Here is an 18720-nt window from a genome sequence, read left to right on the forward strand (position 1 = left end):
AAAAGGTGCAGCGAGGCTCGTCAAAGGTTCGGCCTCCCGCCTGGGGTGAGCCGTGGCGCTGGACGCAGCACGACCTCTACGGCGTCCGATGCGGGCTCTGTAGGCGCGGAGACCTCCGGCATCGCGGTAACGAGGGCCGGCGTGTGCTCGCCGTCGGCAACGCTCAGCAAGACCATCCGATACAGCGGGGCGAGGCCCACCACGGATGCCGTGGCGGCCTGGACTTGCCTGTGCATCAACTGCATCTCGGCTTCCGCCAGCTTAATGCGCGAGTCCATCTCCGCCACGCGCTGTTCGGCATCAGCCACCCCACGCTTGAGTTGCTGGACATACGTGTTCACTGCCGCCGCCGAGCCCTCCAACGCCATGAGTTCTGGAGGCCTGCGCTCGGCGCCGCCCATGATCTTTGCCAGGCGCACCTGCCACGGGTGCGCATCAAGCCAGTCGGCAATGGCTTTGCGCGCCTCAGCCCGGCGCTTCCGCCGGTCGTCCAGCTCAACCAAAAAGGTCGCTCGGGCGCCGTCGTCCCTTCGCCGACGGTCTCGCAGGTCCGCCACGCGCAAGGCGATGGCAGCCAAGCGGCGTAGCGCGTGCTCAATGCATTGAAGCCATGCGATGAGCCGGCTGCGTTGCTCTGGCGTGGGTTGGGGCAATTCCGGTTTCTTGGCCAGCTCGGCCAAGAAGCGGCCCGCCAGACCCGACGGGCTGCCCTCTGACAAGGAAGGTAACGGAGGCGCACGGCGGACCGTGATGGGGACCAACGGGTCGAGCCATGCGCGGCTAATGCCCTGCTCACCATCGGCACGCCTGGCCGCCAGGCGTTCGGCGGCCCCTGCGATTGGAGACGAGACGACAATATCTGTTGGTGGGGTAGCGCTCGCGCGTGCGCGGTCACCCTTCCAGCTGCGTTCGCCCCGGCGCTCCATCGCTGTGGCGGCTGCCCCCAGAGTCAGTTGGGGAATCTTTGCGAGCCCGAGCCGGGCGTAGCTCAAATGTGAAAAGTCCGGCACCTGCCCGGCTGCCGCCGCATACGCGTTTGCCGCAGCCGCCCACTCCGCATTGAAGCGTTCGATGCACGCCGCCGCTGTCGCTTTGGTAGACAGCACCCGGAGCTTGTCCCCGAGCACCCATGTGCCCTCGCCGGTCTCGCCTTCGCTGTTGCCATCGCCGCTGGAAGCATCCGCCTGGAACACCAAACGACGCGTGGGAAAGTACAGATGCGCGTGAACACCCACGCGGTCATGTGGCTTCGCGATACCCATCGCGTCCACGGTCGAATCTCGATGCAATCCGATGGATACGAATGTGTGAAGGTCATCACAGATGCGCTGCGCCACCCGCCGCGCCATCGCGAGCGCATCAGCATCGGACACGCCAAACGGAATGGGAAGCCTGAAATCGTGGGCCAGCTGGCTATCCTTGCGCCGTTCGGCGGCCTCGACGGCGGTCCATGCAGCCTGCGGGTCCATGACCCAGTCGGGCGCACCGACGGGCGCAACGGTCAGCGTCCCTACGATTTCATCGCCGGCCTCTCGCCGTCGGTAATCGTGCCACTCCCCCGTCCGTCGGTCTTGCAAGCGAAGTCCAAGGCGATAAGCGACCCCGGCCACGGCACTGTGCCCCTTGCTGCGGGTGTGGGTCGTGAGATGAGGGCGAGCATGGTGCGTCATAGGTCCTCCGTGGAATGGCCCGGGCCACTTGGCACGGGGTGGGCGTCGTGCCCTGAGCAAAGCTGCGGGCGGCAGTGCTCGCCCTCCCCGCCAGTTAACCACCGGCGGCAAACATGTCAAGCAAACTTGACATGTCGCACTTCACACTTCAGAGGAAGCCTTTGCCACGACGCATCAGCGTTGGGGGCTTTGGCTCAGCTATTCGCGACGCATTGGGAACCAATGATGAGACGCGCCCTTGCCTCGCTTTGAAGCCGGCCATTGGGGCGAGTCGGTTAAACTTCCGGCACAGTCCGCCTTCCCTTGTCACCTCTCATCGGCACCGCCATGGATTTCAAGCGACGCACTATTTCCGAGCTGGCCAGGATGATTTGCGGCGACTTCTCCGACGAGCCGAAACTTTTTCGGTATCGCAGTAGCCACTACCTCACGGAATTCTTCCAGGACTGCGACACGGATTACGCCCACGACGGGTCGACACGCGCTCATTGGGTGGCCGGCGTTCTAACCGAAATCCTGAGCGGCCCTCAACCGAGCCCACAAACCCCGCCGCAAGTATTCAGCCGCGTCATCCGCACGCTGATGGACCCCGGCGACGCGATGGACGGAGACCCGGGCCGGACTGGTGCCCTGACGCACCTCAACCAATCGTTGAGCCGGGAGGGGTTCGAAGCCTTTTATGCCGAGGACCAGCAGTGCTACCTGCGCCACATCGCCTCCGGCAGCGTGGCCGCTGATGTTGCCAATCCCCATCGTCCCCTGTCCGCGGCGGAAGTGGAGAAGCGCAAGGACCTGACGGCATTTCTGGATGCCGCCTCCGAAGATGCGTTGATTGAGGAGGTACTGCTGCCCCTTTTTCGTCAGCTCGGCTTCCAGCGCATCACCGCAGCCGGCCATAAGGACAAGGCCCTGGAATACGGCAAGGACCTCTGGATGCGCTATGTCCTACCCACGCAACATGTCATCTACTTTGGCATCCAGGCCAAGCGCGACAAGCTCGACGCATCCGGCATGAGCGGTGCCAAGAACGCCAACGTGGCAGAAATCCACAACCAGGCGACCATGATGCTAGGCCATGAAATCTTCGACCCCGAGATTGGCAAGCGCGTGCTCGTCGACCATGCCCTTATCGTGGCCGGCGGCGAAATCACGAAGGCAGCCCGAAACTGGCTCGGGAACAAACTGGATGCATCGCGGCGAAGCCAAATCATGTTCATGGACCGAGAGGACATCCTGAACCTGTTCGTGGTAACTCCGCTGAAGGTGCCAGGCGGCGCAACATCCAAGTGGGACGACGATGACATTCCGTTCTAACCTAAGCAAAGTTTTTAAAGAATGGTCCGGCGATGTAGGGCTTCTCAGTCGAACAACGCACCAAGAGACAATGCGGGAGCCTGGCCGTGTCACCATCCTGCTGCGGATGGCGCCGTCATCGGCGAACGTTCGATTACATGTAATCAATTGTCTCAGTTCCACATCTTGCCAGGTCACTACTTTCTGATAGATCTGTTAGCCCACGTGGCCATCGTCGGAGAAACCTATGATCAAGGGCAACTACAATCAACAAAAGCAGGACCGTGATTTGAAACGTTTCCTGGTTATGGGGGTTCTTCTCGCAGTTCTTGGCATTTGGTCCATTGTTCACACCAACGGCTAGTGTTCAAAGCCCCAGATAACCCACGTTCTTTGGCATTTGGCAGCTGACTCCGCGGCCGGGGCTGTGATGCACGCTTCGTTATTCGAAAAAAAAGCGTAGCCATAACTACAGGCAGCAAAGAGCAGACCCACGAGAATCAACTGAATAATCAACTCATGCCGAAGTCCTCGGGCGCCGCGAACCTTGAAAGACGACCTCAGCGAACGCACTGCTAAAATCAGAACATGGGCGGCAGTAATCAGGACAAGCAGAGCTGAGGACGCGGAGATGATTTTTCCATGCTCATCCTTCAACGCGATGAATGCCGCGATACCAAGATATAAGAAGAACAGTGTGGCGATGAATAGCAGACCCTTTCGCCGCTCGATGAACGCCGTGGCGCCCGCGAAAATAGCAGCGCATATCGGAAAGATGTAAGACCAATATTCGGTCGTTTCTTTAGACGTTGTTTCCACCGAAAAAAGTATGCCTACAAAAACGGCGTATCCAAGCGTTACCCAAAATGTAGTCATTACGCCCGAAAACGTGATTTCCGCCTCGAGCTTATCCAGCGCGTGAGGCGACACCGGTAAATTGAGTTTCGGCGCCACCGTGGTCTTTGGGCGATTTGTTCTCGCGCCCCCTTCCCTAGCGAGGGAAGCGACCGCCAGCACGGAAATGCCCACAACCAACCAAGTCGCTTTTCGCATAGCCTCAGCTCCGTTTGTCGGCCAGTGAGTAGCTCAAGGCTGGCCCAATGGCATCAAGCAATTCTCTGGGGGTGAAGCGTCGCGAATACGTCGCATGGTGCTCGTCGTCGAGCAAGTGTCCTACCAGTTGAGCGCGCACCTCGGATGCCACCCCGGCCGTTTGAAGCGTTTGGACGACGGTTTTCCGCAAACTGTGAAATCCCAATTTGCCGACCTTCGGTTTGACGCCGAGCGCCGTGAGGTGCCGGCCAAAAGCAGCGCTTAAAAAATTGCCGCTACCGTTCACGCTACCAACCTTCGCTCGCGGGAAAAGTCGGTCCTTGCCGGCCCGTCGCAGCGCTTCGACATAGGTAAGCAGCCCCAGCCGCACCAGCTCGGGATGGATGGGCACGACACGCTCGCTCGCGTCCGTCTTCAACGACTGCCCCACACCTCTCGCGGTGATGCGAAAGCACGGGACGTCGTCCTCTTCGCAGAAATCTTCCAGTCTTAGCTGACCGATTTCCGATACCCTGGCGCCACTGTATAACCCGAGCCATGCGCCCCAGCGCACGGGTTCTTTAAGCTTCGCGAGGCTCTCCGACGAAAAAATGACGCGCAAGTGCTCATCGGAAAAAGCTTCAAATCCCAGCTTTCGGCGCAGGCGTTTTTCTCTCACACCAAACTTCACCTGGCCGGCGGCAGGGTTGTCGCCCATGGGGTAGTGCCCCGCACCCTGCAACCACGCAAAACACGCTTTCAGATAAGAGGCTTTGTTCGCAATCGTAGGCGTAGCAAGCTCGGATGCACGAAGGCTTTGCACCCACTCGGCAACGTCAGTGCGCGAGCACTGCGCTAGAGGGTGGTTCAATCCCCTCCACTGCGCAAAGCCGTTCACTGCTGCTTTCTTCTGACTGCGGGTCTTGTCCGGCAACAGGGCCGAATCGAGCGTTAGGAGGTATTTGCGGGCGGCCTCTCCAACCGAGATGCCCGGCTTGCTCGGCGAACCCGTGACATCCACGCCCGCACTTGCGTCACCTGACGACACCACCGGTGCCGTGCCAGCGGCAAGCAGCGTCTTCAGCACCTCGATGGCCTGAGCATGCTCCTTAGCCGAGTCACCGTCGGTCGCTAGCTTGAACCCCTCCCGCGTTTTTTCTACACGCCAATTGGGGCTGTGAAGCGGGTTGCGTGGGTCATCCAGCGGGAAGCCGAACGGGTTATCTGGAACGGGCTCGTTCATCCCTATCAGCCTCCGTGCTTCATCGAATGTCGCAGCCACGCGCGCCGACATGACGTAGGCCTGTGCCTGGGCCAGTCGCGCGCTCCGAGTGCCCAGACTACGCTTCACTACGCGTAATCCGAAAGCCCTCTGGAGGGGTATCGGCACCTTTTGCCGGAAATGAAACACGCCTGTGGCGGAACGTACGAGGTGATGCGGAAGACGCATGGAGGTGTCCAAGCGAGTGTCCACGCACCGAATCTGACTGACGCGAAGAAAATCCTTATGCGTCCATCATTTAGCTTGGTCTGGCGGAGAGAGTGGGATTCGAACCCACGGTAGGCTTACACCTACGGCAGTTTTCAAGACTGCTGCCTTAAACCACTCGGCCATCTCTCCATAAACTTTTATCAGGCGATCGCTTCCAACCCCGCCATATACGGCCGCAGCACCTCGGGCACCTCGATCGACCCGTCCGGCTGCTGGAAATTCTCCATCACCGCGACAAGTGTACGACCAACGGCCAGGCCAGAGCCATTGAGCGTGTGCACCAGCTCCGGCTTGCCCGTGGCCGGGTTGCGCCAGCGGGCCTGCATGCGGCGGGCCTGGAAGTCGGTGCAGTTGGAGCAGCTGCTGATTTCGCGGTAGGTGTTCTGGCTGGGCAGCCACACTTCCAGATCGTAGGTCTTGGCGGCGGCGAAGCCCATGTCGCCCGTGCACAACTGCACCTTGCGGTACGGCAGCTTCAGCGCCTGGAGCACGGCTTCGGCATGGCCGACCATCTCTTCCAACTGCTGGAAGCTGGTCTCGGCCGTGGCGATCTGCACCATTTCCACCTTCTCGAACTGGTGCTGGCGGATCATGCCGCGCGTGTCGCGGCCGTAGCTGCCGGCTTCGGCGCGGAAGCACATCGAATGGGCCGTCATGCGCAGGGGCAGTTCGTCGGCTTCGACGATGCTCTCGCGCACGAGGTTGGTCAGGGCCACTTCGGCGGTGGGGATCAGGTAGCGCTTGGTGTCGCCCACCTGGGTGCCGAACAGGTCTTCCTCGAACTTGGGCAACTGGCTGGTGCCCTCCATCGCGTCCGCGTTCACGATCAGCGGCACGTTGTGTTCGAGGTAGCCGTGTTTCGTCGTGTGCAAGTCGAGCATGAACTGCGCGAGCGCACGATGCAGGTGTGCGAGCTGCCCGCGCAGCACGGTGAAGCGCGCGCCGGAGAGCTTCGAGCCGGCTTCGGCATCGAGCCAGCCGTGACGGGCGCCGAGGTCGACGTGGTCCTTCACCGGGAAGTCGAACGGACGCGGGTGGCCCCAGCGGAGCAGTTCCCGATTGTCGTTCTCGTCCTTGCCGAGCGGCACGGATTCGTCGGGCAGGTTCGGGATGCCGAGGGCGATGTCGGCGAGCTTCGCCTGCACCTCGGCCAGGGCATGCTCGTTGGCCTTGAGCTTGTCGCCGATGCCGGCGACCTCGGCCATCAGCGGGGCCACGTCCTCGCCCTTGGCCTTGGCCTGGCCGATGGCCTTGGAACGGGTGTTACGCAGGTTCTGCAGCTCCTGGGTCTCCGTGGAGAGCGCCTTGCGCTCGGACTCCAGGCGCTCGATCGTGCTCACGTCGAGGTCGAAGTTCCGGGCGGCACGGAGGCGCTCCGCCGTCTCGGCGAGGCGGCCGCGCAGGAGTGCGGGATCCAGCATGGTTCGTGTTCCGTGGGGTGTCGAATGCCGGATTATCGCAAATTCGGGAGGCGCGTGAGCGCCACCCGGCTCTCAAGCCATCGGCTTGATCGTCGCGCTGCCGTTGCTCTTGCGACCCAACCACCAGCCGGCAGCCGCACCGGCGATCAACCAGCCGAAGGCCTGCTCGACCAGTGTCCCGGCGGTGAAGGCTCCCGGGAAGCGGTACCAGTTCCAGTACGGCACGCTCAGCGACAGCCAGCTGAAGATGCCGAAGGCCAGGCCCACGTACAGGCCGCGGACCACGCCGGTGCCGGCACGGAGCATCACCAGCACCACGAGCAGCGCGGCCAGGGTGTCGGAGAGCCACTGGTGGAACAGGTTGCCGCCCATCGCCATGGGGTCCTTGCCAAAGGGCGAGTAGACGATGAAGGCGTACGGCGAGGCCTTGGCCTTTGCCGAGAAGGCGGCGACGGCCTTGTCGTCGCCATGCTTGGCCATGTCGTAGTGCGGAAGGACGTAGATGCCGTGTTCGGCGGGCAGGCCGTCATGCAGGGCGGAGAGCACCTTGTCCTCGTCCAGCGGCGCGCGCATGGACATCTCGCCCAGTGGCAGCACCATATGCGCGAAGGCACCCCAGAGGAACATCACGAGGCCGCCGATCAGGGTTGCGATGGCGATGCGCATGGCCGTTCTCCGCGGTGGGTGTGGGCCGAGGGTACGTCGGCACAGCCACCGGGAGTATCGGCCTTTTGGCAGGGGGTACGGTCGCTTTGCTCAGCGATAGTCGGGATCGCGCTCGAGTTGCCCTTTCCACCGGCCTTCCCAGGCCCTGGCGGGAACGACGAAGTCGAGCGTCAGGGCGTCGTCGCCGGCGGCATGGGTCAGTTCCAGGATGTTTCCCACGAGGTCGTAGCAGACCTTTCCCTTGCTCTTGGCGTCGACCTCGGCCTCGGAGAACTTGTAGACCAGCGCGTCGCCATCGGCCTTGTCGTAGCGCGCCTTCACCCTGCACGTGAAGGCGCCGTCGAAAATGAGCTCCGCGCCATTCGGCGTGAACTGCGCATGCACACCGACGTCGTGCCCGCCCTTGTGGATGGATCCCTTCCAGACACCCTCCTCCCAGCCGTGTGCGAAGGCCAGGGTGGGCAGAAGGCAGAGCAGCGCGCCGATGCCGAGGTTCTTCTTGAAGCGCATGACCATGGTGTTCTCCTTGCGTAGTGGATGGTGGTTTCACGGGTCGAGCGTGGTGAGGCCTTCGCGCAGGGCGTAGCGCGTCAGCTGGGCGATGCCGTTGATGCCCAGCTTGGCCATGATGTGTTCGCGATGCGTGCCGACCGTTTTCACGCTGACATGCAGGCGTTCCGCGATGGCCCGCGCACTGAAGCCCTCGGCGTACAACTGGGTGATCTCGCGCTCTCGTGTGCTGAGCAGCCCGCACTGTGCGAAGGCCGGACCGTCGTGTCGACGCGCTCCGCCAACCAGCAAATGGGCGATGTCCGCGCTGACGAAGTACCGCGAGCGCATCACGCGGTCGATCGCTTCGAGCAGCACGCCGAAGCCATCGCGTTTCAGCACGTAGCCGTGTGCACCCGCGTCGAAGGCGGCGCGAACCCATCGCGTGTCTTCGTAGGTGGAAAGGCAAAGCAGCCGCGTTCGTGGGCAGCGCGGAACGATTCGACGTATCGCTTCGAGTCCACTCAATCCACGCATGGCGCAGTCGAATACGATGAGGCCGGGTTGACAGCGCAACGCGGTGCGCATGCATTCGCGCCCGTCGGCGGTGCTTCCAATCACTTCGTAGCAGGACGAACCAGCCAGCAGCGAAGCCACACCCTCGCGCAGTAGCGCCTGCTCGTCGGCCAGCAAAACGGTCACCGGAGTCACGTGGCATGCTCCTGTCAGCTCCCCTACCCGCCCCTTGTCGGGGATGGAGGTGCCACGGTAGTCGCGACACGTCACCGGCCCTATCGGCCAAAACCTGATTTTTCGGAGCGTGTTTGCGAACTAGCGACGGAGTCTCGCTTAGTCCTTCTGGTCCCGTGCCGCGGCACGGGCGGCACGCAGCGCGGTGAGCTTCTCGCGCAGTTTCACTTCCAGTCCACGGTCGACCGGGTCGTAGAAGGTCATGCCGACCAGTTCGTCGGGGAGGCATTGCTGATCGAGGGCCACGCCGCCTTCCACGTCGTGGTCGTACTGGTAGCCGGTGCCATAGCCCAGGCCTTTCATGAGCTTGGTCGGCGCGTTGCGCAGGTGCATGGGCACGTCGAGGCTACCCATCTGCTTCACCGTGGCGCGGGCCTTGTTATAGGCCATGTAGGCGGCGTTGCTCTTGGGCGCGATCGCCAGCCAGATCGCGAGTTGGGCGAGTCCGAGTTCGCCTTCCGGGCTGCCCAGGCGCTCGAAGGTATCCCAGGCATCGAGGGCCATGCGCCAGGCGCGCGGTTCGGCCAGACCCACGTCTTCCACCGCCATGCGCGTCATGCGCCGGGCGAGGTAGAGCGGATCGCAGCCGCCGTCGAGCATGCGGGTGAGCCAGTACACGGCGGCGTCCGGATCGGACGAGCGCACGGATTTGTGCAGCGCCGAGATCTGGTCGTAGAACTGCTCGCCGCTCTTATCGAAGCGGCGCGTGCGGTCGGCCAGCACCTGTTCCAGCGTGATGTCGTCGATGCGGCCGTCCTCGGCCAGTTCGGCGGCGATTTCCAGCAGCGTGAGCGCGCGGCGCACGTCGCCATCGGCGGCGCTGGCGATGAGCTTCAACGAGGCTTCGTCCACGCTCAGGCCCAGGTCGCCCAGGCCGCGTTCCTTGTCGGCGAGCGCGCGATGCAAGGCGGCCACGATGTCGTCGGCGCTCACCGCGTCCAGTACGTGCACGCGGCAGCGCGAGAGCAATGCGGAGTTGAGCTCGAACGAGGGGTTTTCCGTGGTGGCGCCGACGAAGATGATCACGCCGCGTTCGATATGCGGCAGGAAGGCGTCCTGTTGCGCCTTGTTGAAGCGGTGCACCTCGTCCACGAACAGCACGGTGCGACGGCCTTGCGCGAAGTTGCCCTCGGCTTCGGCCAGCGCCTTGCGGACATCCGGAAGCCCGCTCATCACCGCGGAAATCGCGCGGAAATCGGCGTCGGCGTAGCGCGCCACCAGCAGGGCCAGCGTGGTCTTGCCGCAACCCGGTGGCCCCCACAGGATCATCGAATGCACCCTGCCCGCTTCCAGCGCGCGGCGCAGCGGCTTGCCCTCGCCCACCACGCGCTGCTGGCCGACGATCTCGTCGAGCGCGCGCGGGCGCATGCGCTCGGCCAGTGGTTTCAACGCTTCGGGTTCGGCGAACAGGCCGGGAGACTGGAAGGACATGGGGATCGATGCGGTCGGTGAACGGGCATTATCGCGCGTTCACCGTGCACGGCGCCTCAATGGCTCATTCGTCGCCGGGCCGGGGCTTGCGCAGCAGGCTCGCGGCCATGCCCGCCACCAGCGCGGCGCCGAGCAGGAGCACCACCCAGAGCAAGGGGCGCGTCCAGTCGAACGGTGCCCCGCTGTCGTCCAGCGCCTTGCGGCCCGCCAGTTCCTGGCCGGGGCCCGTCGTGGCGGTGGCAGGCCGCCAGCTGGCGCCGCCGTCCTTGCGCAGGGCCGCGATGGCATCGTCGATCGGCCAGGCGGGACGGCGCGCGGCACGGCTGCCGACCAACAGGCGGTATGGCGCGTCGCCTTCCGGCAGGAAGACAAAACGGTCCGGACGCCAGCCCACCGAGAGGCGCGGCGATTCGCGCAGCGGCGTCGCCGAATGCAGGCGCAAGAGTTCACGGCGGCCCCGCGATACCTCCAGCGGATGACGGCCACCGCCATCCTGGCCGGGTGTGACGACGAGGGTGCCGAGTTGCTCGGCGCTCATCGTGCCTTCCACGGCGATGGCGTCGAAACGGGCCACGTTGTCGCTCTTGCCGAGCGTCACGCGCAGCGCGCCCACGGGGAGTGCCGCGGGCAGGCGGTAATCGTAATCGACGCCCTGCCCGCTCGTGCTCGTGTCGGTGGCGGCGAGATCCAGCCAGCGGCGTGGTGCTTCATCCTTTGCCGATGCATCTTCCACCATGCCGGACAGCGTCACCGTGGCCGCGGCACCGTTGGTCCACGGCGCCTCGCCTTCGGTCACGCGCACGCGGTAGTAGCGCGCGGGCGCGCCGGCCAGCTTGACGACACGCGCATCCACCGAGCCGTCGCCCTTGCCCAGCGTGACCACGGAGGCGCCACGCACCAGTGGCGTCCAGTCCTGCAGGTTGCCGCTGGCATCGATGTCCAGCGTGAGGCTGGCGTCACGGTCGAAGGGCGCTAATTCCAGGCGTTCGGGTGCGACGGGCTGGCGTGCGTCGAACAGCCATTCGCGGGGTGCGCCGCTGGCGGGAGCGGCGCCGGGTTCGATGACGATATCGCCATTGGTGTTTCGCTGGATGCGTGGCCCGGCGATGCCGCCCGCGCTTTGCGGCACGGCAAGCAAGGGCGCATCGAGCGTGATGGGATGTGAGGTGGGCGCGGCGGGCGCGTAGGGCCCCGCGGCCACCTGGCGCCCGTGCGCGTCGACGATCACGACATCGGCCAGTCCGGCATCGCGGCTGGCCCAGGCATAGGCGTCCTGCGGCAACGCCACGACGTACGCCTTCGCGCCGGATTCGTGATGGATCGGATAAGCCATCGCGAACGGCGGCGGCGCATCGGCGTGCGTCGCGGTCGCGACGAAAGACAACACGAAGAAACAGCGACGCCAGTCACGACGCATGCGAAGACTCCGCCGAAGAGGCCGCACCCTGCCGTGGCGGCGCGGGCGCGAGATAACCGATGACCGTGCACAACAGGCCATAGGCGATGAACGAGGCGATGCCGAACAGGTTGCCGAGATGGCCCCGGTCGACCAGCAGCAACTTCAACAGCACCAGCGCCATGGTCGCGGCACCGGCCATCCAGAGCAGGCGTTGCCCGCGCTTCGAACCGAGCACCCAGGCCACCACGCCGATCACGCTCCAGACCACGGTGAGCGACAGCTCCGCAAGACTGGAGCCTGGCATGTCGCCGTTCCACGGCACGCCACCCAGGTGGTGCACGGCGCGCAGCGTCATGCTGGTGGCCATGATGAAGAACACCACGGCGAGCAGCGCCGGACGCGTCGCGCGTACCTCGCGCGGGATCGCCTCGTCGGAAATCGCTCTCGCCACGAAGAGCAGCACGGCCACCAGCAACAGGTCCACGGGGTTGAGCACGGGCACGAAGGGCAAGGGTTTCGGATTGCCGGCCGTGCCGAGTGCCGCGATACCTACCGCGATCATCGCCAGCGCCGCGCAGGCGCCGACCGCATAGCGGATGTCACGTGCATGTCCGGACAAGGGCGAGGCCAACCAGCGCACGGCCCACAACACCAGCGCCGCGAGCGACAAGGTCGGCAGCGCGGCGGCGAGCAGGTGCCAACCGTCGCCAAGTGCCGGCGCCGCGTCGAGCGCGAGCACGATCGCCACGGTGAAGATCGCCGCCCAGCGCACCCACCACACGGTGGCCGAGGCCACGGCGGCGACGCGATGCGAGGCGACGCCGCGCAAGGCGAACCAACCCGTGATGGCCATGACGACCACGGCGCCCAGCGGCCAACGAGCCAGCGGCTGGATGTTCGCGTTGGCCGCCGATAGCACCACCACCATGCCGCCCAGCAGGAACAAGGGCACGCCGAAGGCCAGCACCACGCCGAGGTCGAGCTTGCGCGCGCTCGGGCATGCCAGCCCCAGCATGCATGCGGTCACCGACGCCAAGACCAGCCAGCAGGCGGATTCGATCCCGCGATCGACCACGAAGGTATCGATCTCGTTGGCGAAGGCCACCATCCACCAGAGCACCGCCCACACGAGCAGGCCGATGCGTGCGAGCCCCGACACGCCACGCGACATGCCATGCCGGTCGAACTGCCAGACGCCCACGCTCGCGCCGGTCACCAGCAGCAGGCTGCCGATGAAGGTCGCATTGAGCAGCGGCGTATCGTTGTAGTGGTGATGGAAGAGCGAAGCCAGCACCCACGCCACGCCCGCGGCCACTTGCAGGAACACACCCGCCCAGCGCGGCAGGCGTCGTGCCTGGCGGAAGCCCAGCCAGATCAGGCCCGCGCCTTCCAGGGCGAACACGCTTGCCGTCACGCTCGCGCTCAAGGCAAGCGGTACGGCGATGGTGGCGAAGGCCACCGCGAGCACGGCCCATGTCTCGCGCAGCAGCGTCATGTCATCGCGCTTGCGAAGGGCGAAGGCGATGGCCACGTAGATCGCCGCCGCGACCAGCGCCGAGAGCGCCAGCGGCATCGGCTTCCAGTCGAGCAGCGCGCCTTGCAGCAGCAGGCTGACGATCGGGTTGCCGAACATCAGGCAGCCGTCGAGGATGGCCCGCCCGCGCTTCGGAGAACGCAGCACGTGCAACCACGGCACGGCGAGGTAGAGCAGGAAATGCAGGATGAGGAACGGTTCGGTGCTGGCGAACAGTGCCGGCTGGTAGCTCAGGACGCCCCACGTGGTCGCCACGCCGAAAGTAGCGACGAAGCCCAGCACGTTGAGTACCCGCCACGCGCGCTTCCACGCGATGCCGAGGATGCCGAGGTTGAGCACCGCGTAGTACGAGAACAGGGCGACGTGGTTGCCTTCGCCGGTCGACGCGATGATCGGTGCGGCGAAGCCGGCCACGAGGCCGAGCACGGCGAGCGCGAGGGCGTCTTGCAGCACCGCCAGCACGCCGAGGGCACCGACGAACACGATCAGCAACGCGAAGGTCCAGCCGGCGGGGAGCAAGCCATAGAGGCGGTACGCGGCGAAGACGGTCATCACCAGCACGCCGATGGCACCGCCCTGTAGCGAGAGCGCGAAGGCTCGGCGCTTGTCGCGCTGCCACCAGCCGAAGGCCGCACCGGCGATGGCCGCGAGCGCGACGACGACCAGGCGCACCGACACCGGGATGCGCAGCAGGCCGTTGTCGGAGGCGTACTTGAGGAAGGCGGCGATACCGGCGAAGAGCACCAGCATGCCGACCTTCACCGGCACGTTGCCTTCGGTGAACCAGCCTTTGATGGCGCCGGTGAGTCGATCGGTGACGGTGGGGCCGGTGGGGGCTGGCGGTTGGGGGCGCGGCGGTGGGCGGGTATCGCCGACAGAGTCGGCTCCCACCGGGGATGCTGCGGATGCTGCGGATGCCGAGGTTGGTGGGATTGCGGGGGGCCAGGCGGTGGGCGACCAGGAAGATGAGGATGCGCCTTCGCGCGCGGGGCGTTGCTCTGCCGTTCCCTGCGGGATGGGCGGGGGCGTGGCGCGGGTGTTGGCCGCGTTGGTCGCGGTCGCGTCTGGCGTATCCACTACCCGTGCCGGGTCGATGCCGGGGGCAAGCCGGTCGAGTTGCGCGCGGGCATGGTCGAGGTCGCGGCGCAGTTGCGAGGTGCGGCCCCAGAGGAAACCGATGGCGAAGCCGGCCACGGCACCGGCGACACCTTCCCCGACGAAGGCACCGATAACCGCCCCGACGATAGCCCAGACCAGATACATGCCCTTGCTCCCCTGACCACGTCCGATGTTCCGGGGTGAGTCTGGCATGAAACCGCAAGAATGTAGGAGGCGGCTTCGCTGCATCTCCTGTCGGCGATACCGGTTACCCTGACCCCAGCCGATCACCCGCCAAGCCATCCCACCCTCGCCCTGCATGATCCTCCGCCCCCTCAACGCCCGCCACCTCATGCTCTTGCTGGCGTCGTTGCTCGCATGGCTTCCAGCGGCGCATGCCACCGACCCGGCACGCACGCTGGGCCAGCTCCACCACATCGCACTGCGTGCCGAAGAAGGCGCGCCGGCCAGCATCGTGTCGATGGCGCAGACCGAGGACGGCTGGCTCTGGCTGAGCACGCGCATGGGCCTGTTCCGCTACGACGGCTTCGTCTTCGAAAAGATTCCCCTCCAGCCACCGTCGAGCAACGAGAGCGAGGCCACCTGGACGATCTACGCCGCGCCCGGCGGCGATCTCTGGGTCGCCGGCGCGAACGGTGGCGTGGCGCGCGTGCGCGATGGCAAGGCCACGCTTTACGGCGCCGCGGACGGTCTGCCCGACCACGTCGCCATCAACGATTTCGCGACCGATGGCGACGGTGGCCTGTGGGCCACCACCGAGGTCGGCATCTACCGCCTCGACGGTTCCCGCTGGAAGGAAGTGTCATCCGAGTGGGGCATCCCCCGCGAAGTCGACATGTTCCTCGAGGACGCGCGCGGCAACCTCTGGGCCGGAACGGACCGGAACCTCTACGTGCTGCGCAAGGGAACGCACCGCTTCGAGGACACCGGGATACGCAGCGGTTCGGCCAGTCACCTGATGGTGCATCCCGATGGCAGCCTCTGGCAGCGGACCGGCGCCGGTTTCCATCCCCTGCCCGGCGAATGGGGCAAGCCCTTTCCCCATCCGCATCCGCGCCGGGCGAACAGCACCACCACGGCCTTCGACCGCGACGGCAACCTCTGGACGGTGGCCTGCGCGGTGAACCTCTGCCGCATGGCCGCGAAGGACGTCGGCAACACCACCACCGGCGACGTCGGCGAACCGGCGATGCAAACCTTCAGCGAAGACCTCGGCATGACCTCGCAGGCCACCATGACGTTGATGGAGGACCGCGACGGGCACGTATGGGTCAGCACGAAGATGGGGCTGGATACCTTCCGCGACACGTGGCTCTCACGCATTCGTTTTCCCAAACCCGAGGTGTATTTCTCCGTGGTCGAGGATGGCCACGGACAGGTCTGGACGGGCACCGCTGCACGCACCGTCTATCCCGACACACTCTGGAAGCTCACGCCCGACCCGGTCGCGCTGCCGGGCTTCGAGGGCACCATCAATAGCGCTTACCGCGATACCGACGGTTCGCTCTGGCTCGGTGGCAGCGGCAAGCTGTGGCACATGCGCGATGGCAAACCGGCCGAGGTGGACCTGCCGGACGACGCCGCCACGCGCGGAATCACCGTGCAGGCGATCGCACGCGACGGCGATGGCCGTCTGTGGGTGTCCTTGCGGCTTCGCGGGGTGTACCTGCGACACGCCGACGGCTGGTTGCCCGCGTCCTCCATCGCACCCTTCCCCACCCTCGCGCCCGCTGTCATCCACGTCGATCCCGCGGGGAAAGCCTGGTTCGGCTACCTCGACGGCACGGTGGCCATGCTCGACGGGAATACGCTACGGCGTTTCGATGCCGGTTCGGGGCTTGAGCAAGGTCCCGTGACCGCCATCGCCACCATCGGCGACCGCCTCGTCGTCGGTTCGGAACATGGCTTGTCGTTCTTCGACGGCGACCGCTTCCAGCGCCTGGCCGCGCAACCGGCGGACCGCTTCAATTCGATCACCGGCATCGTCCAGAGCAAGGAGGGCTGCGTCTGGGCGTACGGCATCGCCGGCGTGATCCGCTTCACTCCACAGGCATGGAAGGCGGCGCTGGGACAACCAAAGGTGCCCACCGACGTCCAGGTGCTGACCATGGAAGACGGTGCCCCCGGGCCGGCCCAACTGGTGCGGCCCCTGCCGACGGTGGTCGCGACCGGCGGCGGCCGGCTGTGGTTCGCCGGCTCGCAGGGCCTCGCATGGCTCGATTCTTCGGTGCCACCTTCCTTACCGCTCCCGCCGCCGGTCGTCATCAAGTCCATCGTCTCGGGCGCCAGCACGTTCCATCCTGGCGACACCGTGCGGCTGCACGATACCCGCGACCTCGGCGTGACCTATACGGCGCTGGCACCGGGGCGTCCACGGGGCCTCACGTTCCGCTACAAGCTGGAAGGCGTCGATGGCTTCGTCCAGGACGCGGGTAACCGGCACGAAGCGCTGTACACCGATCTTCCACCCGGCCAGTACAGCTTCTGGGCCGAAGCCTCCTACGATGGCTCGCGCTGGAGCCGGTCGACACCGGTCACGGTGACGGTGACGCCGCGCCTGGTCGAGCGCACGCCATTCAAGGTGTTCTGCCTGATGGTCGCGGCGGGACTCGTGTGGCTCGCGCACCGCTGGCGCGTGCGCCTGCTGACGCAACGCCTGCGCCTGCGTCTCGATGAGCGCCACGGCGAGCGCGAGCGCATCGCCCGCGAACTGCACGACACGCTCTTGCAAGGCGTGCAGGGACTCATCCTCAAGTTCCAGGCCTTCGTCGACGGCCTGGCGAAGGAAGACGCGGCGCGTGCCACACTGGAGCGCACCATCGATCGCGCCGAGGCGCTGCTGGTCGAAGGACGCGACCGGGTAAAGGGGCTACGCAGCCATGCGTCCGAGGAAGGCTCGCTCGAAGACCGCATCGCCAGTCTCGTCGATGATGTCGGCATACCCGTGTACTTCGCCGTGCAGTACGGAAACCGGCGGCGCCCGGTCAATCCCGTGGTGATCGACGAACTCCACAGCATCGTGCGCGAAGCGGTGATCAACGCCATGCAACACAGCCACGCGCATTCCATCCGCATCACGGTGGAGCACGCGCGGCGGTCGTTGAAGGTGTGGGTGAGCGACGATGGCGACGGCTTCACGACGGTGCCGGACGCACGCGAGGGCAACGGCCACTTCGGCCTGGTCGGCATGCGCGAACGTGCGCAGCGCATGGGCGGGAAGCTGAAGGTGCAATCGGCGCCACAGCGCGGGACGCTCGTGACGGTGCGTATCCCGGCGCGGGTGGCCTACGCCGGTAACGGGCGCAAGGCGCTTACTTGACCGGCTGGGTCTGCAATACCGGTGCGTCGCCGATCACGTCCGTGCCCGGCGGCGGCACGAAGTTGAATGTATCGGCCGGCAAGGCCGCGTTGCGCTGCCAGCCGGCGAACTGGATCGTCGTGGTATTGCCCAATTGATCCTTGAACACCATGCGGGCCAGGCCGCTGGCATCGAAACCCAGGTCCGCGTAGTCGAACTGCGGGTCTTTCCCCGTGGACTGCAAGCGTAGCCACTGCAGGTCATCCTGCTCGCCCTTCTCCGTGACCTTGAAGTCCTTGTCCATCTGCGACAGATCGGTCAGCACGGTGAGCGGGCTCTGCGCTTCCTCGCTGCTCTGCTTGCGCACCGTGACCTGCTCGAGGTCGGGGTCGTACAACCATACGCGGCTGCCGTCGGCGACGATCGTCTGCTTGTACGGCGCGGTGGTTTCCCAGCGGAACTGGCGCGGTGCCTGCAAGGCCATGGTGCCCGTGCTGGTCTTGCCCGGGTCGCCGTTGGCGTTGGCCATGGTCTGGCTGAAACGCCCGGTCAGCGAGTGCATGCCCTTGGCGAAGGCATCCAGGCGATCGCGCGCCGGGCCGGCGGCGAAGGCCGGCAGGCTGAGGAGGAACAGCGTCGCGGCGAGTAGCAGGCGTTTCATGGCGTGGTTTCCGTGGGTGGCGGCGCGATTGTCAGCGATCGGTTTCGAACAGCGACTTAAGCATGTCGATGGCCTCGCCCGGGGTGATCTCCCCGGCTTCCATCTTCTCGCTGATATCGGCGATGGCCTTGCCGTCACGATGCCAGAACGGCGCATCGCGGGTGGCCGTGTGCACCGGACGGGCCTCCTGGCCCAGCACGGCGATCTCGGCGATCTCCGGTTGCTCGGCGAAGATGACTTCCAGGGCGTCGTCCACCCCGGCGGTATGGCCCTGGGGGTAGTCGCGGGTGACGAAACAGGCGCGGCCGTCGTCGCCGCGCAACTCCAGCCCGGGAATGGACGGGTTGAGTTCGAAGATGCCCACGACCTCGTCGAGCACCTCGGCCGTGGGCACGAGGTCGCCGGTGACGAGCAGGCCCCAGGGGCGCTGGCGTAACGCGCCCGGCTTGATGGCGTTCATGCGGG

Annotated in this window: 14 protein-coding genes, 1 tRNA gene and 1 pseudogene; 2 read left to right on the forward strand and 14 right to left on the reverse strand. The window is 65.5% G+C overall.

From position 1 onward, the window contains the following. Positions 1-20: 20 nt before the first annotated feature. The gene (locus J2T07_RS02995) at positions 21-1670 is read right to left on the reverse strand and encodes a MobA/MobL family protein (RefSeq protein WP_306847107.1); all 1650 of its coding nucleotides are present in this window, start codon (positions 1668-1670) and stop codon (positions 21-23) included. A gap of 327 nt (positions 1671-1997) precedes the next feature. Between J2T07_RS02995 and J2T07_RS03000 the strand changes: the two genes are divergently transcribed. Further along, positions 1998-2984, forward strand: a complete 987-nt coding sequence (locus J2T07_RS03000; RefSeq protein ID WP_306847109.1) for a hypothetical protein — start codon at positions 1998-2000, stop codon at positions 2982-2984. Positions 2985-3323: 339 nt separating this feature from the next. Here J2T07_RS03000 and J2T07_RS03005 read toward each other — a convergent pair whose 3' ends face one another. The 11 genes and pseudogenes from J2T07_RS03005 to J2T07_RS03050 all read right to left on the reverse strand — a co-directional run bounded on the left by J2T07_RS03005 (position 3324) and on the right by J2T07_RS03050 (position 14440). Next, positions 3324-4016 (reverse strand): hypothetical protein, encoded by a 693-nt coding sequence (locus J2T07_RS03005; RefSeq protein ID WP_306847110.1) that lies wholly within the window; start codon positions 4014-4016, stop codon positions 3324-3326. Positions 4017-4020: 4 nt separating this feature from the next. After that, positions 4021-5238: a site-specific integrase gene (locus tag J2T07_RS03010; RefSeq protein ID WP_306847112.1), complete on the reverse strand. Its 1218-nt coding sequence runs from the start codon at positions 5236-5238 to the stop codon at positions 4021-4023. Between the two features lie 21 nt (positions 5239-5259). Continuing rightward, a pseudogene (locus J2T07_RS19110) lies at positions 5260-5445 on the reverse strand (DUF6538 domain-containing protein); the annotation flags it as partial. An 81-nt stretch (positions 5446-5526) separates the two neighbouring features. Further along, positions 5527-5616, reverse strand: a tRNA-Ser gene (locus J2T07_RS03015). An 11-nt stretch (positions 5617-5627) separates the two neighbouring features. Next, positions 5628-6908 carry a serine--tRNA ligase gene (gene serS / locus J2T07_RS03020; RefSeq protein ID WP_306847114.1) on the reverse strand — a complete coding sequence of 427 codons (1281 nt, stop codon included), beginning with the start codon at positions 6906-6908 and terminating at the stop codon, positions 5628-5630. A 72-nt stretch (positions 6909-6980) separates the two neighbouring features. Continuing rightward, the gene (locus tag J2T07_RS03025; protein WP_306847117.1) at positions 6981-7574 is read right to left on the reverse strand and encodes a hypothetical protein; all 594 of its coding nucleotides are present in this window, start codon (positions 7572-7574) and stop codon (positions 6981-6983) included. 90 nt (positions 7575-7664) lie between these two features. Beyond that, a complete protein-coding gene (locus J2T07_RS03030; RefSeq protein WP_306847119.1) occupies positions 7665-8090 on the reverse strand; it encodes a hypothetical protein in 426 nt (141 codons plus the stop codon). A gap of 30 nt (positions 8091-8120) precedes the next feature. Next, positions 8121-8774 (reverse strand): response regulator, encoded by a 654-nt coding sequence (locus J2T07_RS03035; protein ID WP_306847122.1) that lies wholly within the window; start codon positions 8772-8774, stop codon positions 8121-8123. 138 nt (positions 8775-8912) lie between these two features. After that, complete coding sequence (locus J2T07_RS03040; protein WP_306847123.1) at positions 8913-10244, reverse strand: replication-associated recombination protein A; 1332 nt, start codon at positions 10242-10244, stop codon at positions 8913-8915. A gap of 64 nt (positions 10245-10308) precedes the next feature. Next, the gene (locus J2T07_RS03045; protein ID WP_306847125.1) at positions 10309-11661 is read right to left on the reverse strand and encodes a DUF3999 family protein; all 1353 of its coding nucleotides are present in this window, start codon (positions 11659-11661) and stop codon (positions 10309-10311) included. Continuing rightward, positions 11651-14440, reverse strand: a complete 2790-nt coding sequence (locus tag J2T07_RS03050; RefSeq protein WP_306847127.1) for a DUF2339 domain-containing protein — start codon at positions 14438-14440, stop codon at positions 11651-11653. Before J2T07_RS03050 ends, J2T07_RS03045 begins: the two co-directional genes overlap by 11 nt. Before the next feature lie 154 nt (positions 14441-14594). On the opposite strand from J2T07_RS03050, the gene J2T07_RS03055 reads away from it, so the two are divergent. After that, positions 14595-17615: a sensor histidine kinase gene (locus J2T07_RS03055; protein WP_306847129.1), complete on the forward strand. Its 3021-nt coding sequence runs from the start codon at positions 14595-14597 to the stop codon at positions 17613-17615. Here the strand turns inward: J2T07_RS03055 and lolA are convergent. Continuing rightward, positions 17608-18255 (reverse strand): outer membrane lipoprotein chaperone LolA, encoded by a 648-nt coding sequence (lolA, locus tag J2T07_RS03060; protein WP_306847131.1) that lies wholly within the window; start codon positions 18253-18255, stop codon positions 17608-17610. The genes J2T07_RS03055 and lolA overlap by 8 nt on opposite strands. Positions 18256-18286: 31 nt before the next feature. Beyond that, positions 18287-18715 carry a hypothetical protein gene (locus J2T07_RS03065; protein WP_306847133.1) on the reverse strand — a complete coding sequence of 143 codons (429 nt, stop codon included), beginning with the start codon at positions 18713-18715 and terminating at the stop codon, positions 18287-18289. Between the last annotated feature and the right edge of the window lie 5 nt (positions 18716-18720).

Origin of the sequence: Luteibacter jiangsuensis, assembly GCF_030812295.1 — a bacterium.
Taxonomy (GTDB): domain Bacteria; phylum Pseudomonadota; class Gammaproteobacteria; order Xanthomonadales; family Rhodanobacteraceae; genus Luteibacter; species Luteibacter jiangsuensis_A.